At 68.3% G+C, this 26556-nt stretch carries 27 protein-coding genes; 14 read left to right on the plus strand and 13 right to left on the minus strand.

Going from position 1 to position 26556, the window contains the following annotated elements; all coding sequences use genetic code 11:
- The first annotated feature begins 43 nt into the window (after positions 1-43).
- The 4 genes from NC595_RS09005 to NC595_RS09020 all read left to right on the plus strand — a co-directional run bounded on the left by NC595_RS09005 (position 44) and on the right by NC595_RS09020 (position 3604).
- Positions 44-1135, plus strand: coding sequence for a protein-glutamate methylesterase/protein-glutamine glutaminase (locus tag NC595_RS09005; RefSeq protein ID WP_253566020.1), 1092 nt, complete (start codon positions 44-46; stop codon positions 1133-1135).
- Between the two features lie 14 nt (positions 1136-1149).
- Positions 1150-2331, plus strand: coding sequence for a methyl-accepting chemotaxis protein (locus NC595_RS09010; RefSeq protein WP_253566021.1), 1182 nt, complete (start codon positions 1150-1152; stop codon positions 2329-2331).
- Positions 2332-2342: 11 nt separating this feature from the next.
- Positions 2343-2648 (plus strand): STAS domain-containing protein, encoded by a 306-nt coding sequence (locus NC595_RS09015; protein WP_253566022.1) that lies wholly within the window; start codon positions 2343-2345, stop codon positions 2646-2648.
- Between the two features lie 110 nt (positions 2649-2758).
- Positions 2759-3604 (plus strand): hypothetical protein, encoded by an 846-nt coding sequence (locus tag NC595_RS09020; RefSeq protein ID WP_253566023.1) that lies wholly within the window; start codon positions 2759-2761, stop codon positions 3602-3604.
- A gap of 38 nt (positions 3605-3642) precedes the next feature.
- Here NC595_RS09020 and NC595_RS09025 read toward each other — a convergent pair whose 3' ends face one another.
- From NC595_RS09025 to cdd, 5 genes are all read right to left on the minus strand, one after another.
- Entirely contained in the window at positions 3643-4005 is a 363-nt protein-coding gene (locus NC595_RS09025) for a hypothetical protein (RefSeq protein WP_253566024.1), read from the minus strand.
- Between the two features lie 99 nt (positions 4006-4104).
- Positions 4105-4692 carry an NUDIX hydrolase gene (locus NC595_RS09030; protein WP_253566025.1) on the minus strand — a complete coding sequence of 196 codons (588 nt, stop codon included), beginning with the start codon at positions 4690-4692 and terminating at the stop codon, positions 4105-4107.
- Between the two features lie 175 nt (positions 4693-4867).
- Positions 4868-5788, minus strand: coding sequence for a 5'-3' exonuclease (locus tag NC595_RS09035; protein ID WP_253566026.1), 921 nt, complete (start codon positions 5786-5788; stop codon positions 4868-4870).
- Positions 5770-6357 (minus strand): nitroreductase family protein, encoded by a 588-nt coding sequence (locus tag NC595_RS09040; RefSeq protein ID WP_253566027.1) that lies wholly within the window; start codon positions 6355-6357, stop codon positions 5770-5772. The genes NC595_RS09035 and NC595_RS09040 overlap by 19 nt, the downstream gene beginning before the upstream one ends.
- A gap of 4 nt (positions 6358-6361) precedes the next feature.
- Positions 6362-6781: a cytidine deaminase gene (gene cdd, locus NC595_RS09045; protein ID WP_253566028.1), complete on the minus strand. Its 420-nt coding sequence runs from the start codon at positions 6779-6781 to the stop codon at positions 6362-6364.
- 169 nt (positions 6782-6950) lie between these two features.
- On the opposite strand from cdd, the gene NC595_RS09050 reads away from it, so the two are divergent.
- On the plus strand, positions 6951-8051 hold the full coding sequence (locus NC595_RS09050) for an NAD(P) transhydrogenase subunit alpha (protein WP_253566029.1): 1101 nt from the start codon (positions 6951-6953) through the stop codon (positions 8049-8051).
- Between the two features lie 15 nt (positions 8052-8066).
- Here NC595_RS09050 and NC595_RS09055 read toward each other — a convergent pair whose 3' ends face one another.
- Genes NC595_RS09055 through NC595_RS09065 form a run of 3 tightly spaced genes read right to left on the minus strand, consistent with a single transcriptional unit; the run spans position 8067 to position 9646 of the window.
- Positions 8067-8660 (minus strand): DUF3106 domain-containing protein, encoded by a 594-nt coding sequence (locus tag NC595_RS09055; RefSeq protein WP_253566030.1) that lies wholly within the window; start codon positions 8658-8660, stop codon positions 8067-8069.
- Between the two features lie 3 nt (positions 8661-8663).
- A complete protein-coding gene (locus NC595_RS09060) occupies positions 8664-9056 on the minus strand; it encodes a hypothetical protein (protein ID WP_253566031.1) in 393 nt (130 codons plus the stop codon).
- Entirely contained in the window at positions 9053-9646 is a 594-nt protein-coding gene (locus NC595_RS09065; RefSeq protein ID WP_253566805.1) for an RNA polymerase sigma factor, read from the minus strand. The genes NC595_RS09060 and NC595_RS09065 overlap by 4 nt, the downstream gene beginning before the upstream one ends.
- A 138-nt stretch (positions 9647-9784) precedes the next feature.
- Here NC595_RS09065 and NC595_RS09070 point away from each other — a divergent pair, with 138 nt between their 5' ends.
- Both NC595_RS09070 and NC595_RS09075 read left to right on the plus strand, forming a co-directional pair.
- Positions 9785-10093 (plus strand): NAD(P) transhydrogenase subunit alpha part 2, encoded by a 309-nt coding sequence (locus NC595_RS09070; RefSeq protein WP_253566032.1) that lies wholly within the window; start codon positions 9785-9787, stop codon positions 10091-10093.
- Positions 10093-11526 carry an NAD(P)(+) transhydrogenase (Re/Si-specific) subunit beta gene (locus NC595_RS09075; RefSeq protein ID WP_253566033.1) on the plus strand — a complete coding sequence of 478 codons (1434 nt, stop codon included), beginning with the start codon at positions 10093-10095 and terminating at the stop codon, positions 11524-11526. Before NC595_RS09070 ends, NC595_RS09075 begins: the two co-directional genes overlap by 1 nt.
- On the opposite strand, the gene NC595_RS09080 is transcribed toward NC595_RS09075, so the two are convergent.
- Entirely contained in the window at positions 11507-11941 is a 435-nt protein-coding gene (locus tag NC595_RS09080) for a hypothetical protein (protein ID WP_253566034.1), read from the minus strand. The two genes, NC595_RS09075 and NC595_RS09080, sit on opposite strands and share 20 nt — an antisense overlap.
- 190 nt (positions 11942-12131) lie before the next feature.
- Between NC595_RS09080 and sufT the strand changes: the two genes are divergently transcribed.
- From sufT to NC595_RS09100, 4 genes are all read left to right on the plus strand, one after another.
- Positions 12132-12689 carry a putative Fe-S cluster assembly protein SufT gene (sufT, locus tag NC595_RS09085; protein ID WP_253566035.1) on the plus strand — a complete coding sequence of 186 codons (558 nt, stop codon included), beginning with the start codon at positions 12132-12134 and terminating at the stop codon, positions 12687-12689.
- 414 nt (positions 12690-13103) lie between these two features.
- On the plus strand, positions 13104-15281 hold the full coding sequence (locus NC595_RS09090; RefSeq protein WP_253566036.1) for a M4 family metallopeptidase: 2178 nt from the start codon (positions 13104-13106) through the stop codon (positions 15279-15281).
- Positions 15282-16092: 811 nt separating this feature from the next.
- Entirely contained in the window at positions 16093-17961 is a 1869-nt protein-coding gene (locus tag NC595_RS09095; protein WP_425493112.1) for a pre-peptidase C-terminal domain-containing protein, read from the plus strand.
- A gap of 745 nt (positions 17962-18706) precedes the next feature.
- The gene (locus tag NC595_RS09100) at positions 18707-21079 is read left to right on the plus strand and encodes a protease pro-enzyme activation domain-containing protein (protein ID WP_253566038.1); all 2373 of its coding nucleotides are present in this window, start codon (positions 18707-18709) and stop codon (positions 21077-21079) included.
- A gap of 96 nt (positions 21080-21175) precedes the next feature.
- Here the strand turns inward: NC595_RS09100 and NC595_RS09105 are convergent, their stop codons facing one another.
- The 4 genes from NC595_RS09105 to wrbA all read right to left on the minus strand — a co-directional run bounded on the left by NC595_RS09105 (position 21176) and on the right by wrbA (position 24438).
- Positions 21176-21661 carry an asparaginase domain-containing protein gene (locus NC595_RS09105; protein WP_253566807.1) on the minus strand — a complete coding sequence of 162 codons (486 nt, stop codon included), beginning with the start codon at positions 21659-21661 and terminating at the stop codon, positions 21176-21178.
- A gap of 77 nt (positions 21662-21738) precedes the next feature.
- Complete coding sequence (locus NC595_RS09110; protein ID WP_253566039.1) at positions 21739-23379, minus strand: acyl-CoA dehydrogenase family protein; 1641 nt, start codon at positions 23377-23379, stop codon at positions 21739-21741.
- 88 nt (positions 23380-23467) lie between these two features.
- Positions 23468-23839 carry a DUF2069 domain-containing protein gene (locus tag NC595_RS09115; protein WP_253566040.1) on the minus strand — a complete coding sequence of 124 codons (372 nt, stop codon included), beginning with the start codon at positions 23837-23839 and terminating at the stop codon, positions 23468-23470.
- Positions 23836-24438: an NAD(P)H:quinone oxidoreductase gene (wrbA, locus tag NC595_RS09120; protein ID WP_253566041.1), complete on the minus strand. Its 603-nt coding sequence runs from the start codon at positions 24436-24438 to the stop codon at positions 23836-23838. Before wrbA ends, NC595_RS09115 begins: the two co-directional genes overlap by 4 nt.
- 98 nt (positions 24439-24536) lie before the next feature.
- On the opposite strand from wrbA, the gene NC595_RS09125 reads away from it, so the two are divergent.
- From NC595_RS09125 to NC595_RS09135, 3 genes are read left to right on the plus strand one after another with little or no spacing between them, the layout of a single operon-like run.
- Positions 24537-25817 (plus strand): YihY family inner membrane protein, encoded by a 1281-nt coding sequence (locus NC595_RS09125; protein WP_253566042.1) that lies wholly within the window; start codon positions 24537-24539, stop codon positions 25815-25817.
- A complete protein-coding gene (locus tag NC595_RS09130) occupies positions 25814-26287 on the plus strand; it encodes a TlpA family protein disulfide reductase (RefSeq protein WP_256489015.1) in 474 nt (157 codons plus the stop codon). The genes NC595_RS09125 and NC595_RS09130 overlap by 4 nt, the downstream gene beginning before the upstream one ends.
- Positions 26287-26553, plus strand: a complete 267-nt coding sequence (locus NC595_RS09135; protein WP_253566043.1) for an acylphosphatase — start codon at positions 26287-26289, stop codon at positions 26551-26553. Before NC595_RS09130 ends, NC595_RS09135 begins: the two co-directional genes overlap by 1 nt.
- Positions 26554-26556 lie beyond the last annotated feature (3 nt).

Raw genomic sequence — 26556 nt, forward strand, 5'->3', positions numbered from 1 at the left:
GCGGTACCGACAGGTTTACGAGCAGGCAGAGAGAACGGACACAATGGAAAGAGTACGCGTCCTGGTGGTCGATGATTCCGCGCTGGTGCGGAAGCTGATGTCGACCATGCTCTCGAGCGATCCGCGCATCGAGGTGGTCGGTACCGCGCCGGACCCGCTGATCGCGCGCGAGAAGATCAAGCAGCTCAACCCCGACGTGCTCACGCTGGACGTGGAGATGCCGCGCATGGACGGCATCACCTTCCTCGAGAACCTGATGCGGCTGCGGCCGATGCCGGTGGTGATGGTGTCCTCGCTGACCGAGCAGGGCGCGGAGGTGACGCTGCGCGCGCTGGAGCTGGGCGCGGTCGACTTCTTCACCAAGCCGAACAGCGACCTGGCCAGCACGTTCTCCGAGGGTGCGCAGGAAATCTGCGCCAAGGTGATCGCCGCCGCCGGCGCCAGGCCGCGCGTGCGCACCGAAGTGCGCAAGCTCGACGTGCCGCCGCGGCTGTCGGCCGATGCGGTGCTGCCGCGCGCGCAGGGCGCCGGTACCCGTGGCGGCAGCCCGCTGATCGCGATCGGCGCCTCCACCGGCGGCACCGAGGCGATCCGCGTGGTGCTCGAGCAGATGCCGCCGGACGCGCCGCCGATCCTGATCACCCAGCACATTCCAGCCGCCTTCAGCGGCCCGTTCGCCACGCGCATGGACCACTGCTCGGCGATGCGCGTGTGCGAGGCGCAGGACGGCCAGCCGATCCAGCCCGGCCACGCCTACATCGCGCCCGGCGGCCAGCATCTGCTGGTGATGTGGGACGGTGCCAAGTATGTCTGCCGCCTGCACGACGGCCCGCCGGTGAACCGGCACAAGCCCAGCGTCGACGTGCTGTTCCGCTCGATGGCGGCCAGCGCCGGCGCCGCCACGGTGGCCGCGCTGCTCACCGGCATGGGCGACGACGGTGCCCGTGGCCTGCTTGAGCTCAGCCAGGCCGGCGCCCGCACCGTGGTGCAGGACGAGGCCTCTTCGGTGGTGTGGGGTATGCCCGGCGCCGCCTGGAAACTTGGTGCGGCGCGCGAGGCGCTGCCGCTGGACGAAATCGCCGCGCGCCTGCTGCAGATGGCGCGCCAACCCCTCAAGAGCGCCGTCGGCGCGTGATCGAGCCCAATCCCATGCAAGCCATCCTCCGCTTATTCCATTCGCGCCTCGCCGTTGGCCTGCCGGCCAGCATCGTGGCCCTGCTGGTCAGCCTGTTCTGGCATCCGGCCTGGCTCGCGCCGCTGCTGGTGGTACTGCTGACCGCGGTGTGGATCGTCGAGAGTCGTCGCGTGCCACCGGCACCCGAGGTGGAAGCCGCCTCGCCGGCCCACGTCGAGCCGGTGCGCGAGGCGCTGGAGGACGTGCGCAGCGCGCTGGTCGACGAGCTCGGCCACGCCACCCGCGAGCTGCACCAGGCGATGGACCTGCTGCGCGACGCGGTGCTGGAACTCGGCGGCGGCTTTGACGGCCTGTCGCGCAAGACCGGCCAGCAGCAGTCACTGCTCAAGCAGATCATCGACGTGCAGAACGGCGAGGTGTCGGTGCAGGACTTCGCTGGCCGCACCTCCGACCTGCTGGAACACTTTGTCGGCATGATCGTGCAGATGTCGCGAGAGAGCCTGCGCATCGTCTACCGCATCGACGGCATGGCGAAGGAGATGGACGCGGTGTTCGGCCTGCTGAAGAACGTCAACACCATCGCCGAGGAAACCAACCTGCTGGCGCTGAACGCCTCGATCGAGGCGGCGCGCGCGGGGGAGGCCGGCCGCGGCTTCGCGGTGGTGGCTGGCGAGATCCGCAACCTGGCCAGCCACTCCAACCAGTTCAACGACCAGATCGGCAGCCACGTCGAGCGCGCCCGCGGCGCGATGGAGCAGCTGCGCGGCCTGGTCGGCACGATGGCCTCGCAGGACCTCAACGTGGCGCTGTCCGCCAAGGGCGGCATCGACGCGATGATGAGCCACGTCACCGAGTCCGACGCGCGCACCAGTGCGGTGGCCGACCAGGTGGTGGAGATCAACCGCGGCCTGGGCAGCGACGTGTCCACCACGATCCGCTCGCTGCAGTTCGAGGACATCCTCAGCCAGCTGATCAACCAGACCCGCACCCGCCTGGTCGAGCTGCAGGAGGTGATCTCCGACAGCACCCGCGACATCGAGGACCTGGCCTGCGGCGGCGTGGAGGACGATGCGATCGCCCAGCGCGCCGAGCAGGTGCGCAGCCGGCTGGCGATCCAGCGCGAGAAGGCCCGCCTGCGTGCGCGCGGCCCGGCGCTGCAGAGCTCGATGGACGCCGGCGAAATCGAACTGTTCTGAGGTAATAAGCCATGAGCCTGACCGTCCACCACGACAGCGAGAACGACAGCCTGACCCTGCAGCTGGGCGAGCGTTTCGACTTCTCCGTGCACCGTGACTTCCATGACGCCTGCCTGGGTGCCCAGGTGCGCGCGCGCAGCTATATCGTCGACATGAGCGACGTCACCAGCATGGACAGCTCCGCGCTGGGCATGTTGCTGCTGCTGCGCGAGCACGCCGGTTCGGACAAGGCGGAGATCCGCATCGTCAACGCCGGCAGCGACCTGCGCAACACCTTCAAGGTCGCCGGCTTCGACAAGCTGTTCGTATTGCATTGAGACGGTTCCGGCGCTGGTGGCGCCGGGCCGGTTCTGGCATCGTGCCGGGACTTCGCGGTCGGGGCAGGGAGGGCCTGCCGCCCGGCGACGCGCGTCCAGGGAGGAACACGATGCCGTCAACCATCCGCAAGGCCGGCTTCATGCTGGCCTTTGTTTTGGGTGCCGCCCAGGCGGGCACGCCGCTGCCCGACCCCATGCGCGTGCCGATACGGCTGGAGCATGGCCTACCCACCACACAGGCGACGATCGGCGGCAAGCCTGTGACCCTGTTCATTGATGTGGGCAACTACCAGGTGGTGGGCCTGAAGACCGCCGTTCTGGCGCGTCTGCCGGTGACGTTCACTGGCGACAGCGAATCCTGGCGCGATGCCGATGGGCATGTCTTCACGTCGCGCATCTTCCGCGCCGCAGATCTGGAGGCCGGCGCGCTCACGGCGACGCAGTTCGACGGCAACGAGCTGGCGGGGGATGCCGGCAAGGCGGGTTACCCGCAGGATGGCCTGATCGGCTTCGGCCTGCTGCACCGCTATCAGATGGTGTTCGACGAGTCGGCTGGCGAGCTGCGGCTCTATCCGGTATCGGCCAAGGGCGTCTTCGAGGCCGAGTGCGGCAGCGCCGGCGGCCCGCTGCGCCTGGAGAATGGCGTGATGGTGTCCGAGGTGCGGACCGGCCACGGGCCGCTGCAGGTGCAGTGGGACACCGGCGCCGCCGCCGACGTGCTGCGGCCGTCGGCGATCGCCGGTCGGGTCAAGGACGCGGACCTGCTTAGGCGCTACACCTTCGATCGTTTCGACGTGGCCGGCCAGCCGGCCGGCCCGCAGGAATTCATGTTGCGCCAGTTCCCGGCGCCGGACGTGGATGCGGTGCTGGGCACCGGATTCTTCGCCCGCCACGTGGTGTGCCTGGATCCCGCTGGCGGCCGCGTGGCCTTCCGCCAAAAGAAAACGGGGGCCTGAGGCCCCCGTTTTCCGGCAGTGGGTTTGACTGGATCGTCTTACCAGGTGCGCACCGAGGCGATGCTCACCGTGTAGGTGGCCATGTCGGAGGAGTAGCGGAACAGGCGGCCCAGGTCGAAGTCGACCGTCTGGCCCGGGGCGATGTTGGTGGTGCCGGCCGGCCAGCCCTTCTTCTCCTGGATCACGTTGCCGTTGGCGTCCTTCGCGGCGATGGTGATCTGGGCGGCGGCGGCTTCGGCGCAGTGGTTGACCACCTGGCCCTTCATCATCATGCGGGTGCCCATCCCGGCGCCGGAGGCGGCGACCTTGAAGTCCTGGATGGCGAAATCGGTCGGCGCGCAGGCGGCATGGGCAGCCAGCGGGGCCAGCAGCAGCACGGCGGAGGCGAGCAGGGTCTTCATGAGCGGGATTCCCTCGGGGATGGATGGAGACAGTTGCTGAGGGAATCGGCGCTGCGCGGGAAATCTTTAGCCTCCATCGCGCAACTTGTGTGATGCGAATCACATTTTCCGTGTGATGCTTTCGGGTAGCCCGCCATGTTCCAGGAACCACAGTCCGGCGAACAGCTTGGGGTCGATCGAATAGCCTTCGGCCGCCCGGGCGAACAGCCAGGCGCCTGCCTCGGCCCTGGGCACCTCGTGGACGATGATGTCCTCGCTCTCGTCGCCGCCCCCGGGGCCGACCTTCTCCAGCTCCCAGGCGCGCGCGAAGGCGATCATCTCGGTGCTCATGCCCGAGGACGACGGGCCTTCGTGGATGAACTCCATCCGGCCGCAGCGGTAGCCGGTCTCCTCTTCCAGCTCGCGCGCGGCGGCGATCAGCGCGCCTTCGTCGGCCTGCTCGGCAAGGTCGCCGACCAGGCCGGCCGGCATTTCGATGGTCCGCTGCAGGATCGGCACCCGGTATTGCTCGACGAACAGCACCCGGTCTTCTGGAGTCACCGCCAGGATGATCACCGCGCCGCCGGGGTTGTTGCGTTCCACGTACTCCCAGCGGCCGCGCTGGCGCAGGGTCAGCCAGCGGCCCTGGTAGAGGGTTTCCACGGGAGCGTGGGCGTCGGGTGGCGTCGGCAGGGTGTCGGGATTCATCCGCGCATGGTGCCCGGCGCCAGCGCTGCGCTCAACCACCGCCGCGCCGCAGTGGGAGGGGCTTCAGCCCCGACGCTTCCGCTGGCGGGCGTCGGGGCTGAAGCCCCTCCCACGAGTTCCGTTTGACCGTGAAGCAGCCCGATACCGGCCGTCGGTGCCGCGCACCGGGAAAGCCTCAGTCGTCGGCCAGCGCGCGCAACCGGGAGCGGGTCAGTGGGCCGAAGCGCAGGCGCTCGCACAGGGCGTCGAGCGTGGTTGCGTCGACCGGTGCGCGGCGCAGGCCATCCACGTGGTCGGCCACCGGCGCATCCAGTGCGATGCGGGTGAGCCGTCGATAGAGCCGCGCCATCTCGCCGTGCTCGCGCAGCCGGGCCGCACACGCGGCGGCGCCTCGAAGGCGCAGGAACGCCACCTCGTCGACCCGATCCAGCAGTGCGTCCAGGCTGCCGAAGTGCGCCAGCAGCGCGGCGGCGGTCTTGGCGCCCACGCCGGGCACGCCGGGGATGTTGTCCACCGCGTCGCCGCACAGGGCCAGGTAGTCGGCCACCTGGTGCGGGTGCACGCCCAGTTTCTCGTGCACGCCCTCCGGGCCCCAGCGCAGGTTGCGGGCGAAGTCCCATTGCCGGTCGTGTTCGCCGAGCAGCTGGCCGAAATCCTTGTCGGCCGAGACGATCACGCTGGGAATGCCGTGACCGCGCAGGTGCCACAGCGCGCTGCCGATCAGGTCGTCGGCCTCGAAGCTGTGGTCGATCAGCACCGTTACGCCCAGCGCCGCGGTCACTTCGCGGCACAGCACGAACTGATGCTCCAGGTCCGGCGGCGGCAGCTCGCGGTTGGCCTTGTAGGGGGGATAGATCGCATTGCGGAACGAACTGGTGAGCGAGGCGTCGAAGGCCACCGCGACGCGCTCCGGCCGCGTCTTCTCCAGCAGTTCGCACAGAAACCGGGTATAGCCGTGCACAGCGTTGACCGGGTGGCCGTCGACGTCGTGGAACTCGTCCGGCATCGAGTGCCAGGCGCGGAACACGTAGAGGCTACCGTCGACCAGCTGCGCCGGCGGATGGGCGGCGGGCGCGTTCACACCGGGTCGCGCCATTCGCCGAGCAGGTCGTCCACCGGCGGCCGCTCGCGGTCGGGGACTTCGGCCTGCAGCGTGCCGATGTGCACGAAGCCGACGACCTGTTCGTGCTCGCCCAGCCCGAGCAACGCGGCGACCTCGCTGTCGTAGGCGGCCCAGCCGGTGAGCCACTGTGCGCCGAAACCCAGCGCCTCGGCGCCGAGCAGCAGGTTGTAGGCCACGCAGCCGGCGCTGAGCTGCTGCTCCATCGGCGGTACGCTGCTGGTGGTGTCGATGCGGCAGACCACCACCAGCACCAGCGGCGCGAAGGTGTAGCGCGTACGTTCCTTTTCGCGCTTGGCCTCGGACAGTTCCGGGTTGCGCGCAATCGCCCGCGAAGCCAGCCGTTCGCCGAAGCGCAGCTTGTGTTCGCCGCGCAGGGCGATCAGGCGGAACGGCACCAGCTTGCCGTGGTCCGGCACGCGCACGGCCGCCTCCAGCAGGGCATGCAGCGTGGCCGGATCGGGCGCCGGTTCACCCAGCTGGCGCGACGGCGGCGAGTGGCGCCGGTGCAGCAGGGCGAGCGCGTCGGCAGGGGTGTCGGTCATGGCATCACTCGTGGGTGTGGGGAAGGCTGAACGAGCCGGGCAGCAGGTCGGCCACGGTGGCCCGCTGCACGCGCTCGCCCAGGTGGCCAAGCAGTACCGGCATCGCCTGGTCGCACAGCTCGGCCATCACCTGGCGGCAGGCGCCGCAGGGGCTGACCGGCCCGGGCGTATCGGCGACAACCGCCAGGGCAGCGAAGTCGCCGGGGCGGCAACCGGCGGCGATCGCGCTGAACAGCGCGGTGCGTTCGGCGCAGTTGCACAGGCCGTAGGCGGCGTTCTCCACGTTGCAGCCGCGGAAACGGCGTCCGTCGCGGGTCAGCACCACCGCGCCGACGCGGAAGCGCGAGTAGGGGGCGTAGGCAAGCAGGCGGGCGGCGCGGGCGTCTTGCAGCAGTTCGTCGGCAGGCAGCTGGTCTGGATCCATCAGGGTCTCCGCGGTGACCCCGTCGGACGCTTCCGGGCAACCGGCGGCGGGCCAGTCTACTGCGCCCGGGGCGACCGGTTCATCCCTGCCGATCGGCATCCGCGGGCAGGGTCGCCAAGCGCCTGGCGCCGGACTACGATGCCCGGACCTTTCCCTGGGGGAGTGCACGATGCCGATCACCGTGGCCGCACTGCGCGAAACCGCTGCCGGCGAGCGCCGCGTGGCGATCACGCCGGAAATGGCGAAGAAGATGCATGGCCGCGGCTGGCGGGTGCTGCTTGAGCACGGCGCCGGTGCTGCGGCGGGCTTCCCCGATGCGGCGTATCCGGAGGCGACATTCGCCCCGGCGACCGAGGTCTGTGCCGCAGCCGACGTGCTGGCCTGCGTGCTGCCGCCGACGGACACCGCGGTGGCGGCGCTGCGTGAGCAGTCGGTGGTGGTCGGCCAGCTGCGTCCCTACGGTGCTGCGGCGCGGCTGGCGGCGATGGGCGCGCGGCGACTCGCCGCGTTCGCGCTGGAGCTGCTGCCGCGGACCACGCGGGCCCAGTCGATGGACGTGCTCAGTTCGCAGGCAGCCGTGGCCGGCTACCGCGCGATGCTGATCGCCGCCGAGGCGGCGCCGAAGTTCTTTCCCATGCTCACCACGGCGGCCGGCACCATCCGTCCGTCGCGCGTGCTGGTGATCGGCGCCGGCGTGGCCGGCCTGCAGGCGATCGCCACCGCCCGCCGGCTTGGCGCGCAGACCGAGGGCTACGACGTGCGCCCGGAAACGCGCGAACAGGTGGAGTCGCTGGGAGCCAGGTTCCTCGACCTTGGCGTCAGTGCGGCCGGCAGCGGCGGCTATGCGCGAGAGCTTTCGGCCGAGGAGCGCGCGGCGCAGCAGCAGGCCCTGGCCGACCACCTGAAGAACATCGACGTGGTCGTGACCACGGCGGCGGTACCCGGGCGCCCGGCGCCAAAGATCATCAGTGCGGCGATGGTGGCGGGGATGAAGCCCAGCGCCCTGGTCGTCGACCTTGCTGCCGAGGGCGGCGGCAACTGCGAGCTGACCCGGCCCGGCGAGCGGGTGGAGCAGGGCGGGGTGGTCATCCTCGGCCCGCTGAACCTGCCGGCTGGCGCGCCGCTGCACGCCTCGGAGATGTACGCCCGCAACGTGTTCAACTTCCTCGAGCTGCTGGTGCGCGACGGCGAACTGGCGCCGGACTGCGACGACGAGCTGGTCGCCAAGAGCTGCGTGACCCGCGACGGCCAGGCCCACTTCGGCGGCTGAGTCGTCGGCGGAAGCTCAGAACGGTTGGTCCGGTCCGCCCGATCCCGGGCGGGGGGGCGGAGGGGGCATGCCACCATGCCGCATGCCGTCACGGCGCATGTGGTCGATCCACTGCTGCCGCTGCTCGATCGAGAGCGAGCGCCACTGGCGCAACAGCGCCTCGCGCTGATCCGGCGGCATCGCCTGGAACTGGCGGAACGCGTCATGGAGTTCGCGCCGCTGCTGCGGCGGAAGTTCGTGGAACTTGCGCATGTTCTCGCGGGCCAGGCGGCGTTCCTCCGGCGTCATCGCCTGCCAGCGGGCGATCCGCTCGCGGATCTTCTCCCGCTCCTGCGGCGGCAGCGTCAGCCAGCGCTCGCTCTTCTCCAGCAGGTGCGCCTGCCTGCGCGGCGGCAGCGTGTTCCAGTCCTTGTGCAGGGGCGCGAGCAGGTCGCGTTGTTCGGGCGACAGGCTGTGCCAGGGGCGCGGGGACGGTGGCGGCATGTCCAGTGCGCCGGGCGGGGGGCCCTGGCGAAACTCCTGGGCGTGCAGCGTCAGAGGTCCCCCGGCGATCAGGCCGATGGCGACCAGCAGGCAGGCGGCAAGCGACCGGGGGCGGGGAAAATCCATGGCTCAGTGCTGCTTGGCGGGAGACGGGTCGTTGGCGGCCAGCCAGCCGTAGAAATCGAGGTTCTGGTAAAGCGCCGGATCGGCACTGTCGGCATCCGGCGGCAAATCACCGTCGTCCGGTGCCCGCGCCGCCGCCGCAGCGACCATGGTCGCGGGAGCGCCCACCGGGACCGGATGGCGCGGCGACCAGACCATCAGCGCGGCCAGCGCGACCGCGGCAAAGGCGCCGGCCGGCAGCAGGAGCAGGCGGGCTGCGCGGTGTGCGGGTGTTGCCGTCTGCAATGCATCCCGCCGTGCGGCGCGGAGGCGACCGGCCATGGCCGGGTCCAGCGAGTGGCTGGCCTGCCGGAACAGCGCACGGGCGCGTTGTTCGATGCGATCGTCGGGCGAGTTCATCGCCAGTCCTCCAGTTGGTCGCGCAGGTGGTGCATGGCGCGCGACAGGTGGGTTTTAACGCTGCCCTCCGAGCAGCCCATGGCGCGGGCGGTCTCGGCGACGTCCAGTCCTTCCAGCACGCGCAGCATGAAGGCTTCGCGCTGGCGCTGCGGCAGCCTGCGCACCGCTTCGGCCATGTCCCGGTAGGACTGCGCGTCCTGCAGGCGGTCCAGTGGTCCCGGCGCGCGATCGGCCGGCTCCCAGGCCGGCAGTTCCTCGCCGTCGCCATCACGGCCGCCGCCGAGCCAGCCGACCACGATCGAGCGCACCTTGCGACGACGCTGCAGGTCGACGATGCGCCGGCGCAGGATGCCCCAGAACAGCGGGGCCCATTCTCCCGGGGGCTTGTCCCGGTAGTGCCGCACCAGCCGCAGCATGGCGTCCTGCACCGCGTCGAAGGCGTCCTCGCGGTGACCCAGCTGCAGCTCGGCCATGCGAAAGGCGCGGCGTTCGACCTGGGCCAGGAAGGCGTCCAGCGAGGCGGGCACGGCACGGGCGTCGGCACCGTCGACCAGGAGGTCGTCGGCCAGGGGCTGGGCGAGGCTGCTCATCGCTTCGGCGTCCACGGGTCCCGGCAGATCATCGTCCGGCTCCATCGGTTCGGTCTCCCCGCTCAACGCGGCACGCTCGCACACGTTGACGGCCACCCGTATGATGCCCGAACCACATCGTGCTGGCGGGGAGGAGTCATGATCGACGGTTTCCTGGCGCTGTACATCTTCATGCTGGCCGCGTTCACCGGCTACGAGATCATCGCCCGGGTGCCGGTGATCCTGCACACGCCGCTGATGTCGGGGTCCAATTTCGTCCACGGCATTGTGCTGGTCGGCGCGATGATCGCGCTAGGACATGCCGACTCGACACTGGGTATCGCGATCGGGTTCATCGGCGTGCTGCTGGGCGCGGGCAACGCCGCCGGGGGCTACGTGGTGACCGAGCGCATGCTGGAGATGTTCAAGTCCAGCAAGCCCGGCGGCGGCAAGTCGGGAGACCACTGATGAACTGGCTGCCGACCCTGATCAAGGCCTGCTATTTCCTGGCCGCCCTGCTGTTCATCCTCGGTCTGAAGCGCATGAGTTCGCCACGCACCGCGCGTGGCGGCATCGTCTGGGCCGGCTACGGCATGTTGCTGGCGGTGCTCATCACGTTTGCCCTGCCGGGCCTGCATCACCGCGCGCTGATCGGCGTGGCGGTGCTGCTGGGAGTGTCGGCCGCCTGGTGGACCGGTCGTCGCGTGGCGATGACCGACATGCCGCAGATGGTGGCGCTGTACAACGGCATGGGCGGTGGCGCCGCGGCGGCGATCGGCGCGTCCGAGCTGGTCGGTTTCGCCGGCAGCGCGGTGGTGCTGCTGGACGGGGCCAAATTCGCGGCCGACCCGACCGTGGCGCCGGACGCGGCCCAGCTCGCGCTGGGGGTGATCGGCGCGCTGATCGGCGCGGTGAGTTTCTCCGGCTCGCTGATCGCCTTCGCCAAGCTGCAGGGCTGGCTGGACAAGCGTTTCGTGTTTCCCGGCCAGCGCGCAGTCAACCTGCTGATCCTGCTGGCGGCGGTGGTCTGCGGCGGCCTGCTGATCTCCGGCCAGCTGACGATGCCGCTGATCGTGGCGTTCTTCGTACTGGCCTTGCTGTTCGGGCTGATGATGACGCTGCCGATCGGCGGCGCCGACATGCCGGTGGTGATCTCGCTGTACAACGCGTTCACCGGCCTGGCCGTGGCGTTCGAGGGCTTCGTGCTGCAGAACGAGGCGATGATCATCGCCGGCACCGTGGTCGGCGCGGCCGGCACGCTGCTGACCCAGCTGATGGCCCGGGCGATGAACCGCTCGATCGGCAACGTGCTGTTCGGCAGCTTCGGCGCCGCGGCCGGTGGCCAGGTGCAGGCCATCGCCGGCAGCCAGAAGCCGATCGAGGCCAGCGACGTGGCGGTGATGATGGCCTACGCCGAGCGCGTGGTGATCGTGCCCGGCTACGGCATGGCCGTGGCCCAGGCGCAGCACAAGGTGTGGGAGTTCGCCCGGCTGCTGATCGAGCGCGGGGTGAAGGTGAAGTTCGCCATCCACCCGGTGGCCGGCCGGATGCCGGGTCACATGAACGTGCTGCTGGCCGAGGCCGGCGTGCCGTACGACCTGATCGCTGACATGGACGACATCAATCCCGAGTTCCCCAACACCGATGTGGCGCTGGTGATCGGTGCCAATGACGTGGTGAACCCGGTGGCCAAGACCGACCCGGCCTCGCCGATCTACGGCATGCCGATCCTCGACGTGGCGCTGGCGAAGAACGTCATCGTGGTCAAGCGCGGCAAGGGCACCGGCTTCGCCGGCATCGAGAACGCGCTGTTCTACGCGGACAATGCGCGCATGCTCTACGGCGACGGGCAGGCGGCGGCCGGCGAGCTGGTGGCAGCGCTCAAGACGCTGGACGGCTGATCCGGCGCGCGGCCAGCGCGGCCACCGCGGCGCCGGCAGCGAACCAGATCCAGTGCGCGGGGCGTGCGCCCAGTCCGCCCAGCGCCCACAGCATGGCCGGGCCGGCGGTGCGCACGGCCTCGGTCAGGCCCATGCCCAGCGAGCCGGCAAGCTGGAGGCCGGTGATCAGCACGTTCACATAGACCGCTGCGAGCAAGGTGGCCGCGGCGGCCAGCCATGGCGCAGCCTTGCGACGGGGGCTGATCCAGCGGGCAATCGCCCAGCCGAGCAGGGTGCCGACCGGTATCGCGAGCCATGCGGCGTGGCTCTGCAGGTAGGCGGCGACCAGCATCCACAGGGCACCGGCGGCCAGGCCAAGCATGGCTGCACTGATCAGCGAGAGCGCGAGAGACAGGAAGCGGTACAGCCGCTTCATGAGGCGAGAATTCGGGCCGGATGGGGCATCGGGTGATTGGCTTCGGCGCAAAGCAGCCATGATAGCGCGGGCCCGCGGCGGCTTGGCCCGGGCTTGATTAGGGCAAGAGGAGACCTGATCTGCTGCGGAGCGTCATAATGGCGCCCCTGAAAGTGCGTCCTCGACGCATGGATCTCACCACGGGACAAGCATGAGCGGTTTCAGTCTGAGCAGCGAGCCTTTCACCCTCGAGCGGGATTGCCCGGCCGTCATGGTGCCGCAGGGGGAGACCGTGGTGCTGCCGGCGGGCCAGGTCGGCTACATCACCCAGGCCCTGGGCGGAAGCTTCACCGTGTACGTGGAGGGCAACCTGTTCCGGATTGCCGGCGGCGACGCCGATGCGCTGGGCAAGGAGCCGCCGCCGGCGATCGAGCTGGCCGATGGCGCTGGCGACGCGGAGGTCGAGAAGCTGGTGTGGGAGCAGTTGCGGACCGTGTTCGATCCGGAGATCCCGGTCAACGTGGTGGAGCTGGGACTGGTCTACGACGTGGCCATGGAAGGCACCGAAGACGGTCAGCGCAAGGTCTACATAAAGATGACCCTCACCGCGCCAGGCTGTGGCATGGGCGACATCCTGGTCGACGACGTTCGTACCAAGCTCGAGCTCATCCCCACCATCTCCCAGGCGGATGTCGATCTCGTGTTCGACCCGCCGTGGAACCACTCGATGATGTCCGAGATCGCCAAGCTCGAGACCGGGATGCTCTGATCCACCGGTTGAGTGGCGCGGGCCGGTGGCGCTCGCGCGGTCCTGTTCGGGTGCTTCCGGTGCCGAGGGTGTGGCTGCATCCCGTGGTCGCCGCCTCCTCTCCACGCGTGAGGAGGGTCACACCCCCTAGGAATAATTCCCCTTGTTTCGTAATTTCTTGCCGCCTATCGTCGTGGCATCCGTTGGCGGGGAGGTTGACGGATGATCCTGTGGAGGCATTGGGAATCTCCGGCCTCATCGTGATGGTCCACGCGCTGCCCTGACAGGATGTCACGGGGGAGGCGGCCTTCGGACCGGCAGGCATCGCTAGGCAAACCGACGAAATCCAAAGCCGCTTTTATGCGGCTATCCATAAATGGGGCTTATGTAGCCGCATCAGGTAATTGCGCCCCGATCAATGCCAAGGAGTAAGCAATGCGCAGCAATCTCCGCTTGAAGGTCCTCGTTGCCGCCATCGGTATGGCATCGGCGTCCGTCGCCACCGCCGCCACCACACACAGTGTTCACGGACAGAATCTGGCCGCGGTCCCGGCTGCTTCGCTGTCGGCGCACTTCGGTCTCGGGGCGAACAGCGCCCTGGTGGCGCGCAGTTCGGTGCCGCTCGGTCTGGGGCGCCATGTGGTGCGCCAGCAGCAGGTCTATCGCGGCGTGCCGGTGTACGGCCGCAGCGTGGCCGTGGTCGAGGATGCCGGTGGCAACGCGCTGCGCGCGACCGGCGAGTTGGCGCAGAACCTCGACTCCGACCTGGTTTCGGTCTCCCCTAAGCTGAGTGCCGCCAAGGCCCTCAACGCGCTGAAGTCGCACGCGCACACCAGCCTGGTGGGCGGCAACACCATCAGCAACCAGCAATCCGACCTGTTCGTCTATCCGCAGGACAACGGTCCGGCACGCCTGGTCTACCGCACGTCGTATGTGGCCCATGAAAACGGCCAGGTCTCGCGTCCCACCGCCATCATCGATGCCAACACGGGCGAAGTGATCCAGAGCTGGAACGGCCTGACTTACGCCACGGCCACCGGCCCGGGCGGCAACCAGAAGACCGGCGAGTACTACTACGGCACCGACTACGCCGCGCTGGACGTCACGCAGTCGGGCAGCACCTGCACGCTGAACAACTCCAACGTTGTGACCTACAACCTCAACCACGGCACCAGCGGCGGCTCGATCGTCAGCTTCACCTGCCCGAACAGCAACACCGACGCGATCAACGGCGCCTATTCGCCGGTGAACGATGCCCACCACTTCGGTGGCGTGGTGCACGACATGTACTTGGCCTACACCGGTGCGGCGCCGCTGAACATCAAGCTGCGCATGAACGTGCACTACAAGAGCAATTACGAGAACGCGTTCTGGGACGGCACCGCGATGTACTTCGGTGACGGTGCCAGCACGTTCTATCCGCTGGTCTCGCTGGACGTGACCAGCCACGAGATCAGCCACGGCTACACCGAGCAGAACTCCGGCCTGCAGTACTCCGGCCAGTCCGGCGGCATGAACGAGGCCTACTCGGACATCGCCGGCGAGGCGGCCGAATTCTACGACCGTGGGGCCGCCGATTTCCTGGTCGGTGCGGACATCGTAAAGGCCAGCGCCGGCATCGGCGATGCGTTGCGCTACATGTGCAACCCGCCGCAAGACGGCGGCTCGATCGACAACGCGGCCGACTACACCTCGAGCCTGGACGTGCATTACAGCTCGGGCGTCTACAACAAGGCGTTCTGCCTGCTGGCCAAGACCGGCGGCTGGGACGTGAAGAAGGCCTTCCAGGTGTTCGCGCTGGCCAACAAGTCGTACTGGACGGCCACCTCGACCTTCAACTCCGGTGCCTGCGGCGTGGAATCGGCGGCCACCGATCTGGGCTACAACGCCAATGACGTGATCACCGCGTTCAACGGTGTTGGCGTGACCTGTCCGGGCACGGGCGGCGGTGGTGGTGGCGGTGGTGGTTCGACTGCACTGCAGAACGGCGTGGCTGTGACCGGCCAGTCGGCAGCTACGGGTGCGGATCTCGACTACACCGTGGCGATTCCGTCCGGCGCGACCAACCTGGTGATCTCGATCTCCGGTGGCAGCGGCGACGCCGATCTCTATACCAAGTACGGCACGGTACCCACCTCCACCAGCTACGACTGCCGTCCGTACAAGACCGGCAACAGTGAGAGCTGCACCTATGCGACGACCCAGGCGGGCACGTACTACGTGCGCCTGCACGGTTATGCCGCATTCTCCAGTGTCACCGTCAAGGCGACCTGGAGCACAGGTGGCGGTGGTGGTGGCGGCAGCAACGTGCTGCAGAACGGTGTGCCGGTGACCGGCCTGTCCGGCTCGAAGAACGCCAAGCTCTACTACACCGTGCAGATCCCGGCCGGGGCCAAGAATCTGGCGATCACCACCTCCGGCGGCTCGGGCGACGAGGATCTGTACGTGAAGTTCGGCGCCACGCCGACCACCAGCAGCTACGACTGCCGTCCGTATATCTCGGGCAACAGCGAGAGCTGCACCGTGGCGTCGCCCTCTACGGGCACGTACTACATCATGCTCAACGGCTACAGCGCGTTCTCCGGTGTCACCCTGAAGGCGACCTGGAACTGATTGCCGTGACAGACGGGGCGGAGTCCCCGCTGGATTGACCCGAAGGCCCGGTCAGGATGACCGGGCCTTTTTTTCGCTCGACGCCAGCCTGGCGGCCCGCTGGGTCCTGGGCGCGTCGGGAGTGCCTGCGCGACGGACGCCGGGCGAGTCCTCGATTCGCGTGCTGCATCGGTGACCCGGGTGTGGACTGAAGCGAGGCTATCGATTCGCTTTCGTTAGTCAGGCAATCCGATAATGATCAGCTGATTCGCATTCAATTACGAAAGCTTGAAAATGGGTCTGCGCAAGTGTCTGTTTGCATTGGTATTCGAAATTACTTGCGAATATTCTGAGAAGTCGCGCACCACCCCACAGGAAAAATTCCAATTGTCCGCTCTCCGGAAGAGCGCCTAATGTCGGGTGATTCGTCATCCGAACGGGTGGCGGGTAGTTTCGTTCAAGCTGACACGCGGGGCGGCGCGCCAAGGGCACGGGTGCGCCGGGCCGGACAGGACGTCATATGGCCGGGCTTCGAGCGGGATCGTTGGGCAAATCCATGAATTGATTGGCCGCATGACGCGGCGATTAAACACTGCGGTCATTCGACCGCGGCGGGGATTGTTTGTCCTGAATAATTCAATTGGGGAGTGACATGCTTAATACGCAGAAAAATCGTTTGCTGAAAACCGCAATTACCTGTGCGCTTTTCGGCCTGGCTGGCAGCGCCGCCGTGGCCCATGCCAATGGGCAGCAGGTCGGTAATCCGTATGCGCCCGCCTACGGGCACCACTACCGCCACGGTGCCGTGCCGACCCGCGAGGCGCACGCCCGGATGAAGCAGTTCGCCGCGGCCCACGCGGCCAATGCCGCCACGACGGCGGCGACCGGTACCGAGACGCTGAGCTACGGCGGCGGCGTCGATGGCATCGGCGTCACCAGCGGTACGCCGAAGGTGTACCTGGTCGTCTACGGCAGCCAGTGGGGCAGTGCCGGCACCGACGCCAACGGCAACATGACCCTGTCGGGCGACTCGGTCGGCGCCGTGCCGTACCTGGAGAAGCTGTTCAAGGGCCTGGGTACCGGCGGCGAGCTGTGGTCGGGCACCATGACCCAGTACTGCGATGGTCCCACGGTCTCCAACGGCGCCACCTCCTGCCCGTCGGGCGCGCCGCACATCGGCTACCCGACCGGTGGCGCCTTCGCCGGCATCTGGTACGACAACTCGGTGTCCTCGCCGAGTAATGCCACGGCCGCGCAGCTGGCCCAGGAGGCGATCAAGGCCGCCGCACATTTCGGCAACACCACGGCGGCGTCCAATCGCTATGTGCAGTACGTGATCCTGTCGCCGACCGGCACGCATCCGGACGGCTTCAACACCTCCAGCGGCCAGTTCTGCGCTTGGCATGACTACAACGGTGACGCCGGCGTGTCCTCGTCCTATGGCGATATCGCCTTCACCAACATGCCCTACGTCTACGACATGGGTTCGAGCTGCGGCACCGGCTCGGTGAACGGCAGCTCCGCCGGCAATCTCGACGGCTTCTCGATCGTGGAAGGCCACGAGTACGCCGAGACCGTGACCGACCAGAACCCGGCCGGCGGCTGGACCAACCACACTGGCAGCTCCTACAACGGCCAGGAGAACGGCGATGAGTGCGCCTGGATCTCCTCCGGCCAGGGCGCGACCGCCAACGTGACCATGGGTACCGGCACGTTCCCGATGCAGTCGACCTGGTCGAACGACACCAACGAGTGCGACCTGTCGCATCCGATCGTGTCGGGCGGCACCACCAACAACCCGCCGGTCGCCAACTTCAGCGATACCATCAGCGGCCTGACCGTCAGCTTCGCCGACAGCTCCACCGACAGCGACGGCAGCATCTCGTCGCGCTCGTGGAACTTCGGCGACGGCAGTACCTCGACCGCGACCAACCCGAGCCACACCTATTCGGCAGCCGGTACCTACACGGTCTCGCTGACGGTGACCGACAACGGCGGTGCCACCAACACCAAGACCGCCTCGGTGACGGTGAGCAGCTCCGGCGGCGGTGGCGGCAACGTGCTGCAGAACGGCGTGCCGATCACCAACCAGTCCGGTGCGCAGGGTGCGCAGCTGTTCTACACCGTGACCGTTCCGGCCGGTGCCAGCAACCTGGTGATCTCCGAGTCCGGCGGTACCGGCGACGCCGACCTGTACACCAAGTTCGGCTCTGCTCCGACCCTGTCGAGCTATGACTGCCGTCCGTACATCACCGGCAACAACGAGAGCTGCACTGTGGCTTCGCCGCAGGCTGGCACCTACTACGTGATGCTGAACGGCTATGCCGCGTTCTCGGGCGTCTCCGTAAAGGCCAGCTGGAGCACCAGCAGCGGCGGCGGTGGTGGCGGCAACGTGCTGCAGAACGGCGTGGCGGCCACGGGCCTGAGCGCCACCAAGGGCAATTCCGTGGCCTACACCATGGTCGTGCCTGCCGGTGCCACCGGCCTGAGCTTCAAGATCTCCGGCAGCACCGGTGACGCCGATCTGTACGTGAAGTTCGGCTCGGCGCCGACCACCTCGAGCTACGACTGCCGCCCGTACCTGGTCGGCGACAACGAGACCTGCAACATCTCCAACGTGCAGGCCGGTACGTACTACGTGATGGTCCGGGCCTACGCGACCTACTCGGGCGTCAGCCTGACCGGTAGCTACACCCCGTAATCGATCCACGCTTTGGAGCGACGACTCCCGGCCCGAGAGGGCCGGGAGTTTTTTTGTGCCTTGCCCGAGTGGCCGCTCTGGTACACCCGTTCCGGGTGAGGTGACCGCCGGGGCGCATCGAAGGGGCTGTGGATCGCGCTGTGCCCAAGGGTCTGCTGCCCCACCGCGCCATGGTTGCAGCAGGCGAGGGCATCCTCGGTGACGGGTGGATGGTGGCCATTTGTCCGTACGGAGTCACGCCGCTATTTACGGGTGATTCGGGGAATGCGGTTTCACAGAGATGAATTGCAATGGAACGCAATATCTTTCGATTATCAAAAGGGTCGGGTGTTCTGGCTTTGATGCGTTACGCCAAAATGACCTCAAGGTATTTGCCCGTGTGCATGCCTAATAATCGAACGAGGATGATGATCGAACGGTAATGCGGTGTTTTTTATTTGATTGTCGTCACATGATTATGGAGTGCAGGAATTAGTCCTATTGACGCTTTCCAAAGGACAAACCTAACGTCGATGACGTCCTTGGCGGAATCGCCAATGGATGATCCTTGCCCCATGCGGACCCCTGTCTGTCCGTAACGGGAGCATCGGTCCCAGGCCAGGCTTGCCATTGAAACGCCATGTGACCGGAAGGATCGCTTCAACCAATCCGTTCCCTGTCGCCCAGCGGCGACGACCCACAGTCATGGGGCCTAACGGCCGCATCAGGTTGCTGCATCCCAAATTCAGGTCAGGAGACCATCCACATGCCCAGCCCGATTCGTTCCAAATCGATCGCGATCGCCATTGCGCTCGCCATGAGCCCGTTCGCCGCAGGCGTTGCGACGGCGGCCGACACATCCATGTCGCACCTTGCCGGCCCGATGTCGCTGCTTGCCGGCGACACGGTCATCGGTGCCGTCCCCACCTCGCAGCCGATGCACATCGAGGTGGCACTGAAACTGCGCAACACCGGCCAGCTGCACGCATTCATCGCCCAGACCCACGCCCTCGGCGTGATGGCGACACGGCCGGTGATGAGCCGCGCCCAGTTCCGTAGCCAGCATTCGCCGACCGACGCGCAGGCGCAGGCGGTCGCGGCCTACCTCACCCGGGCCGGCTTCACCAACGTCGCGATCGCCCCGAACAACATGCTGGTGTCCGGCGACGCGACCGCCGACGTGGTCAAGGCCGCCTTCAACACCAGCTTCGAGCGGGTGCGTACGCGTCGCGGTCGCGAAGGCTTCATCAACACCGGCGACGTCAGTATCCCGAACGCGCTGAAGAGCAGCGTGCTGTCGGTGATCGGCCTGCAGAACGCCCACGCGCCGCACACCTTCGTGCAGTACTCGACGCAGTCCGGCCTGCAGCCGCAGGCAGTGACCGGCCACAACCCCACCGAGTTCGCCTCGATCTACGGTGGCAGCGGTGCGCCGACGGCATCCGGCGTAACGGTCGGCATCATCACCCAGGGCAAGCTCAGCCAGGTCATCACCGACCTGAACACCTTTACCTCGAACAACGGCCTGCCCGCCGTCAGCACCACCACGGTGAACACCAACGGCACCAGCACCGACACCTCGGGCCTGGGCGAGTGGGACCTGGACAGCCAGGACATCGTGGGCATGGCCGGTGGCCAGGTCGGGGGGCTGATCTTCTACAACATCCCCACGCTGTCCAACGCCAATCTCACCGCCGACATCAACAAGGTGGTGTCGGACAATGCGGTGAAGATCATCAACGTGTCGCTGGGCGAGTGCGAGACCAGCGCGCAGGGCGACGGCTCGGCGGCAGCACAGGACCAGGCCTTCCAGCAGGCAGTGGCACAGGGCCAGACCTTCTCGATCTCCACCGGTGATTCCGGTGCGGACGAGTGCGGCACCGGCGGCACCACCCCGAGTTGGCCGGCGGCCTCGCAGTACGTGATCGCCGTGGCCGGCACCAAGCTGGATGCGTCCACCACCACCTGGAACAGCGAGGTGGTGTGGAACGAGCTGAGCATCAACGAGGGCGCCACCGGCGGCAGCGAGAGCACCTTCGAGCCGAAGCCGAGCTGGCAGACCCTGTGGTCGGGCACCCACCGCGGCGTGGCCGACGTGGCGTTCGACGGCGATCCGCAGTCCGGCTCCAAGGTGATCGTGCAGGGCGCTACCCAGCAGATCGGCGGCACCAGCCTGGCGGCGCCGCTGTTCGCCGGCTTCTGGGCCCGCGTGATCGCGGCCAAAGGCAGCAGCGTGGGCTTCGCCGGTCCGATCCTCTACGGCCTGCCGGCGAGCGACTTCCATGACGTCACCTCAGGCAACAACAGCGGCGAAAGCGCCGGTCCGGGCTATGACCTGGCCAGCGGCCGCGGCAGCATCATCATGGCCAGCGCGATCAACGACATCGCTGGCGGTGGCGGCGGCACCAACAACCCGCCGGTGGCGAACTTCAGCGACAGCATCAACGGCCTGACCGTCGCCTTCACCGACAGTTCGACCGACAGCGACGGCACCATCGCCTCGCGTTCGTGGAACTTCGGCGACGGCAACACCTCGACGGCGACCAATCCCAGTCACACCTACGCCGCCGCCGGCACCTACAACGTGTCGCTGACGGTGACCGACAACGGCGGCGCCACCAACACCAGGACGCAGTCGGTGACGGTGAGCAGCTCGGGCGGCGGTGGCGGCAGCCAGCTGCTGGGCAACACCGGCTTCGAAACCGGCTCCGCCTCGCCCTGGACGACGACCAGCGGCGTGATCAACAACAACAGCGCCGAGCCGCCGCACGCCGGTTCGTGGGATGCCTGGCTGGACGGCTACGGCTCCAGCCATACCGACCGTGTCGCGCAAACCGTCACTATCCCGAGCGGCAAGACCTCGGCCACGCTGAAGTACTACCTGCACATCGATACGTCGGAGACGACCTCGACGTCGAAGTACGACAAGCTGAAGGTGCAGGTCTTCAACACCTCGGGCACCCTGCTGCACACCTATGCCACGTTCTCCAACCTGAACGCGGCCGGTGGCTACAGCGTGCATACCGCCAACCTGTCCAGCTACATCGGACAGACCGTGGTGATCCGCTTCACCGGCACGGAGGACGCCTCGCTGCAGACCTCGTTCGTGCTCGACGACATCACCCTGACGGTGCAGTAAGGAGCGGCTCGCCGCAGGGATGCGGCATGCTGGAACGCGAAGGCCCGGGGCGCGAGCGCCGGGCCTTTGTCTGTCCCGGGGCGGGGCCAGGTCGGGTCAGGCCTGCTCGAACCGGTTGGCCTCGCGGTTCTTGCGCACCTTGGCCGGGTCCCACACGCGACCGTTCATGGTGATGTAGACGCCGTCCGGCAGGGTCTGCACCGCGGCCACTGCGCAGCCGATGTTGAACACCGCGTCCGAGCCCTGGAAGCGCGCCGGGTTGAGCGCGCCGGTGAGCACGATCACCTTGCCCGGGATGCCGGCCAGCACCTTGGCCGTCTCGACCATGGTGTCGGTGCCGTGGGTGACCAGCACGTGGCGGTGCGGCTGCGCCTCGATGGTGGAGCGGATCAGCGCGCGGTCCTCGTCGGTGACGTGCAGGCTGTCCTTGCGCAGGATCGGGATCACGTCGTACTGGAATGCCACGCCGAGCTGGGCGAGGATCTCGCCGATCTGCGGCGCGCCGATCTTGTAGTCCGACTTGTCGTCGAAGTAGATCTTGTCGATGGTGCCGCCGGTGGTGACGATGGACAGGTGCTGCATGCTGGCTGCGCCGATGGGGGGACGAAACGACATTTTAGCTGCGTGCGGCCGGCAACCCCAGCGCGCCGTTGCCGGACTCAGTCCGCCAGCAGGCGCGCGGTGTCTCCGGCGTCCGGCCAGCGCAGCCGATCCAGCCCGAGCTGGACGAAGCGGCGCAGAGCCGCGGCCGGTCGCTCGCCCCCCCGCGCCGAGGCCCAGGCGGCCTGGCGGGCCAGCAAGGCAGCGGCAGCGCAGCGGGCGAGGGTGAAGGCCAAGCCGCGCGCGCCAGCTTCCAGTGCGTCGCGGTGACCGCCCTGGCGATCGAGGAAGGCGCTGGCGTCGTCCAGCGCGGTGCGGATGGCGCGGGCGCTGGCCGGATCGTCGCCCGCGGCGAGCCACTGCGAGACCGCCGCGCGGAGCGCTCCGAGTCCTTCGCCGATGCCGCGCAGCGTGTCGAGCGACAGCACGTTGGTCGTGCCCTCCCAGATCGCGTAGACCTGCGCATCGCGCAGCAACTGCGGCAGGCCGGTGTCCTCGACGTAGCCGGCGCCGCCGAAGCACTCGAGGGCTTCCGAGCAGGTCGCCACCGCCAGCTTGCCGGTCCATAGCTTGGCCAGCGGGGTGAGCAGGCGCAGCAGGGCCGTTTCGTGCGGCTCGGCGGCGCCATGTTCGACCCGGCCGAGCAGGTGGGCGACTTCGAAGGTGAGCGCGAAGGCCGCCTCGAACGAGGCCTGCAGATCGGCCAGCGTGTGCGCATGCAGCGGTAGCTCGATCAGGCGGCGACCGAAGGCACTGCGGCGCCGGGCGTAGTCGCGGGCCAGGGCGATCGCGCGCGCCATGCTGGCGACGGCGCACACCGCGTTCCAGGTGCGTGTGACGTTGAGCATCGGCGCTACCTGGCGTACGCCGTGGGCCAGCTCGCCCACCGGCCACGCTGGCAGTCCCTCCAGGTGGATCTCAGCGGTGGGCAGCTCGTGCGTGCCGAGCTTGTCCTTCAGCCGGTCGATCACCAGCTCCGGCCGGCGCCGCCCGCCGTCCATCGTTTCCACGTAGAACAGCGCCAGCGCAGCGGCCCCGTCGCCTGCACCCTCCGGCCGCGCCAGCGCCAGCGCGGCTTCGCCGACCACCGCCGAGCTGAACCACTTGCGCCCGAACAGGCGCCACCGGCCGTCTTCGCCCTGTCGTGCGACGGTGCCGGTGCGGCCGACGTCCGATCCGCCGGCGGTCTCGGTCATCCATTGGCCGCTGAGCCAGAACGTGGCCGGGTCGCGGCTGAGAAAGCGGGGCAGGGCGCGCTCGATCAGCTCGCGATGGCCGGAGGCCTTCAGCGCCGTGGCGGCGCCGTCGGTCATCGCCAGCGGGCAGGTATAGAACTCGCTGGCCACGTGATACAGATAGACCCGGGCGAACTCCTCCAGCCGTGCGTGCGGCGAGCCGGCGTGGCCGGAGGCGAGCACTGCGTGGCGCGTGGTCATCGCCGCCCCCTCCTGCCAGGCCGGAGTCAGCTCGATGCGGTCGACCCGGCGTCCCCAGCCGTCCCAGCGGATCAGTTCCGGTCTGCGGCGCGTCGTTGTCGTGGTCCGCTCCCAGGCGGTGATCGCGTAGTCGCCCAGCGCTTCCAGATCGGCATCGAGTGCGGCGCGTCGATCCGCCGGCAGGACGCGGTCGAGCGTGGATCGCAGCGTCCGGTCGCTGCGGAACGGGTGCGAGAGTTCCGGCGCGTCCTGGAGGAAATCCATGGTCGGCTCCGTTCGGGAAACGGGGCGAGTATACGGATGCCGTGTGACGACGCTGGCGCGGCGGGCGGTGGCAGCCCGCCCAGGCATCTCAACTGGCCGTGCCGCCGCGCGCCGCGCGGCGCCGCACGCCGGCGCCGAGGCTGCCGATCAGCAGCAGGGTCAGGACGATCTCGAGGAGGGCCAGCACTCGCGTATCCGGCGAGCTCCAAGCTTCCGAAATGCCGTGGCAGAAGTAGAACAGGCTGAGGATGCCCACCCACAGCAGCGCCCTTCGCACGTTGCGCAGGGCGGTCAGCGGCAGCAGTAGGGGCACCACCGTGATGGCCAGTACCAGCGCAGTGGACAGGTGCATCGGCGGGGCCAGCCAGCCGTGCCAGGCCAGCTGCAGCAGGGTCAGCCCGGCCCAGGCGGCCAGGCCGAGCCGGTAGACGGGGAGCAGGCCTGCACGGACGGCGTTCATGCGTCCCCCGCCAGCTTGCGCGCGGTGTCGGCCAGGCGTCGGCCCAGCGCGCGGGCAAGCTCGCGCTCGTGCTCGCTGACCGGCCGCTCCCCATCGGTGCCGGATACGTGGGTCGCGCCATAGGGCGAGCCGCCGGTGACGGTGGCATTGAGCGCCGGCTCGGTGAACGGCAGGCCGAGCAGCAGCATGCCGTGGTGGAGCAGTGGCAGCGCCATGCTGAGCAGGGTCGATTCCTGCCCGCCGTGCATCGTGCTGGTGGAGGAGAATACCGCCGCCGGCCTGCCGACCAGTGTGCCGCTCGCCCACTCGGCGCCGGTGCTGTCGAGGAAATACTTCAGCGGTGCGGCCATGTTGCCGAAGCGGGTCGGGCTGCCCAGTGCCAGGCCGGCGCAGTCCTGCAGATCCTGTCGCGTGGCATAGGGCGCGCCTTCGTCCGGCTCCGGCGGCTGCGCCGTCTCGGTGACCGGCGCGACCGGCGGCACCTGGCGCAGTCGCGCCTGCATGCCGGGGACCTCCTCCACGCCGCGGGCGATCAGTCGCGCCAGCTGGGCCGTGTGGCCGGTGCGGCTGTAGTACAGGACGAGGATGGTGGAGGACATGCGCTTGGGCGGTTCGTTGACGATCCGGTAGTGTACCGTCCGCTTCTGTCCTTCGCGCCGCGATGCGGCGCGAGCCTCCGTTCGAGCAAGGGACCTCGATGGCCAAGCCATTCAACCGCGATCGCACGCTCAGCTTCGCCCGCTTCATCTGGCAGCGCTTCGTCGACGACAAGTGCTTCGAGACGGCCGGTGCGCTGTCCTACACCACGCTGGTGTCGCTGGTGCCGCTGATGGTGGCGGTGTTCGCGATGTTCTCGGTGTTCCCGGCGTTCGCCGGCGCGCGCGACGCGCTGATCTCGTTCGTGTTCAACAATTTCGTGCCGGCCGCGGGGGAGAAGTTGCAGCTGGCGCTGGCCAGCTTCGCCAACAATGCCAGCGGGCTGACCGGGATCAGCGTGCTGGTGATGCTGTTCAGCGCGCTATCGATGATGGTCAGCATCGAGGATCGGCTGAACCGCATCTGGCGCGTCCACCGTGCACGGCGCTGGGGGTCGCGGCTGCTGCTGTACTGGGCGGCGTTGACGCTGGGGCCGATCCTGGTGGTGGGCGGGCTCGCGGCCAGCTCCTACGTCACCGCGCTGCCGCTGCTGCAGCAGGCGGCCGGCCAGTTCGTGCCGAATGCCAGCCAGCGGCTGCTGGGCCTGCTGCCATTCGTGGTGACCTTCATCACGTTGTGGCTGATGTATGCGGTGATCCCGAACCGGCCGGTGGTACGTCGCGACGCGGCCATCGGCGCGCTGCTCGGCGCGGTGCTTTTCGAGATCGCGCGGTGGGGCTTCACGCTGTTCGTGCGCAATGCGCAGACCTACCAGCAGATCTATGGTGCGCTGGCAGTGATCCCCACCTTCCTGCTGTGGATCTACCTGTCCTGGGTGATCGTGATCCTCGGTGCGTCGATCGCCGCCTCGATCAACGCTTTCGAGTACCACCCGCCCGCACATGCGCTGCCGGAAGGGTCGGAGTTCCTCGGCCTGCTGGTGGTGCTCAAGCACTTCGTCGAGGCGCAGCGCGGCGGCGGATCGATCGACCCGGCTATCGTGCAGGCGGCCGAGCCGTACCTGCGTCCTAGCCAGGTGATCTGCTATTTCGAGGACCTGCAGCGGGCCGACCTGATCCAGCGCAGCGAGAGCGGTGGCTGGTTGCTGTCGCGCAGCCTGGACAGCACCGACCTGCTGCGTGTCTACGCCGGTACGCAGTATCGTCTGCCGTTGCGTCCGGCCGAGGAGGCGCAGGCTCTGGGTATTGTGCTGCCGCCCGTGCTGCTCGAGCTGCTGGCGGCGGTGGCCGATGCCCTGCACATCGCGCTCGGCACGCGGCTGGACCGCATCTATCCCCCGACCGCCGTTCCGGCGGACGCCCCGAAGGAGTCATCCCCATGAAGCTCATTGTCCGTTGCGCCCTGGTACTTGCCATGGCTCTCGCCGCGCCCGTGCAGGCGGCCATGCCAGCTACACCGGCCTTGAAGGTCACCACGCTCGATGGCAAGCCTTACGACCTGGCGGCGCAGCGCGGGCATTGGGTGATCGTCAATTTCTGGGCGACGTGGTGCGTGCCGTGCATCAAGGAGATGCCCGACATCTCGCATTTCGTCAGCACCCACAAGAACGTCAGCGCGATCGGGCTGGCCTACGACGACAGCGCGCTGGCGGATATCAAGGCCTTCGTCGCCAAGCATCCGGTGAGCTATCCGATCGCCCAGATGGGCCTGGACAACCCGCCGAAGGATTTCGACGAGCCGCGCGGTCTGCCGACCACCTACCTGATCGCACCGGACGGCACGGTGGCCAAGCGCTTCGTCGGTCCGATCACCGGCGACGTTCTCGCTGCCGCGATCGCCGACGCGAAGTAGTGGCCGCCGCGCGCTTCCTGGTCAGTGGTCGGGTGCAGGGCGTGTTCTACCGCGCCAGCACCCGTGAACAGGCGGTGGGGCTGGGCCTGGACGGGATCGCGCGCAACCTGGCCGACGGCCGGGTCGAGGTGATTGCCTGCGGATCGCTGGCGGCGATCGACGCGCTGGAGCAGTGGCTGCGTCGCGGCCCGCCGGCCGCCCGGGTCGAGCAGGTGCTCCGTGAAACCTGCGAGCCCTGGAGCGGCAGCGGCTTCGCCACCGGCTGAGGC

Origin of the sequence: Dyella lutea (assembly GCF_024158035.1) — a bacterium.
GTDB lineage: Bacteria > Pseudomonadota > Gammaproteobacteria > Xanthomonadales > Rhodanobacteraceae > Dyella_A > Dyella_A lutea.

Excerpts from the sequence above, each read along its gene's own strand:
- NC595_RS09005 (WP_253566020.1), top strand. The coding sequence starts at position 44 with ATGGAAAGAGTACGCGTCCTGGTGGTCGATGATTCCGCGCTGGTGCGG.
- NC595_RS09010 (WP_253566021.1), top strand. The coding sequence starts at position 1,150 with ATGCAAGCCATCCTCCGCTTATTCCATTCGCGCCTCGCCGTTGGCCTG.
- NC595_RS09015 (WP_253566022.1), top strand. The coding sequence starts at position 2,343 with ATGAGCCTGACCGTCCACCACGACAGCGAGAACGACAGCCTGACCCTG.
- NC595_RS09020 (WP_253566023.1), top strand. The coding sequence starts at position 2,759 with ATGCCGTCAACCATCCGCAAGGCCGGCTTCATGCTGGCCTTTGTTTTG.
- NC595_RS09025 (WP_253566024.1), bottom strand. The coding sequence starts at position 4,005 with ATGAAGACCCTGCTCGCCTCCGCCGTGCTGCTGCTGGCCCCGCTGGCT.
- NC595_RS09030 (WP_253566025.1), bottom strand. The coding sequence starts at position 4,692 with ATGAATCCCGACACCCTGCCGACGCCACCCGACGCCCACGCTCCCGTG.
- NC595_RS09035 (WP_253566026.1), bottom strand. The coding sequence starts at position 5,788 with ATGGCGCGACCCGGTGTGAACGCGCCCGCCGCCCATCCGCCGGCGCAG.
- NC595_RS09040 (WP_253566027.1), bottom strand. The coding sequence starts at position 6,357 with ATGACCGACACCCCTGCCGACGCGCTCGCCCTGCTGCACCGGCGCCAC.
- cdd (WP_253566028.1), bottom strand. The coding sequence starts at position 6,781 with ATGGATCCAGACCAGCTGCCTGCCGACGAACTGCTGCAAGACGCCCGC.
- NC595_RS09050 (WP_253566029.1), top strand. The coding sequence starts at position 6,951 with ATGCCGATCACCGTGGCCGCACTGCGCGAAACCGCTGCCGGCGAGCGC.
- NC595_RS09055 (WP_253566030.1), bottom strand. The coding sequence starts at position 8,660 with ATGGATTTTCCCCGCCCCCGGTCGCTTGCCGCCTGCCTGCTGGTCGCC.
- NC595_RS09060 (WP_253566031.1), bottom strand. The coding sequence starts at position 9,056 with ATGAACTCGCCCGACGATCGCATCGAACAACGCGCCCGTGCGCTGTTC.
- NC595_RS09065 (WP_253566805.1), bottom strand. The coding sequence starts at position 9,646 with ATGAGCAGCCTCGCCCAGCCCCTGGCCGACGACCTCCTGGTCGACGGT.
- NC595_RS09070 (WP_253566032.1), top strand. The coding sequence starts at position 9,785 with ATGATCGACGGTTTCCTGGCGCTGTACATCTTCATGCTGGCCGCGTTC.
- NC595_RS09075 (WP_253566033.1), top strand. The coding sequence starts at position 10,093 with ATGAACTGGCTGCCGACCCTGATCAAGGCCTGCTATTTCCTGGCCGCC.
- NC595_RS09080 (WP_253566034.1), bottom strand. The coding sequence starts at position 11,941 with ATGAAGCGGCTGTACCGCTTCCTGTCTCTCGCGCTCTCGCTGATCAGT.
- sufT (WP_253566035.1), top strand. The coding sequence starts at position 12,132 with ATGAGCGGTTTCAGTCTGAGCAGCGAGCCTTTCACCCTCGAGCGGGAT.
- NC595_RS09090 (WP_253566036.1), top strand. The coding sequence starts at position 13,104 with ATGCGCAGCAATCTCCGCTTGAAGGTCCTCGTTGCCGCCATCGGTATG.
- NC595_RS09095 (WP_425493112.1), top strand. The coding sequence starts at position 16,093 with ATGAAGCAGTTCGCCGCGGCCCACGCGGCCAATGCCGCCACGACGGCG.
- NC595_RS09100 (WP_253566038.1), top strand. The coding sequence starts at position 18,707 with ATGCCCAGCCCGATTCGTTCCAAATCGATCGCGATCGCCATTGCGCTC.
- NC595_RS09105 (WP_253566807.1), bottom strand. The coding sequence starts at position 21,661 with ATGCAGCACCTGTCCATCGTCACCACCGGCGGCACCATCGACAAGATC.
- NC595_RS09110 (WP_253566039.1), bottom strand. The coding sequence starts at position 23,379 with ATGGATTTCCTCCAGGACGCGCCGGAACTCTCGCACCCGTTCCGCAGC.
- NC595_RS09115 (WP_253566040.1), bottom strand. The coding sequence starts at position 23,839 with ATGAACGCCGTCCGTGCAGGCCTGCTCCCCGTCTACCGGCTCGGCCTG.
- wrbA (WP_253566041.1), bottom strand. The coding sequence starts at position 24,438 with ATGTCCTCCACCATCCTCGTCCTGTACTACAGCCGCACCGGCCACACG.
- NC595_RS09125 (WP_253566042.1), top strand. The coding sequence starts at position 24,537 with ATGGCCAAGCCATTCAACCGCGATCGCACGCTCAGCTTCGCCCGCTTC.
- NC595_RS09130 (WP_256489015.1), top strand. The coding sequence starts at position 25,814 with ATGAAGCTCATTGTCCGTTGCGCCCTGGTACTTGCCATGGCTCTCGCC.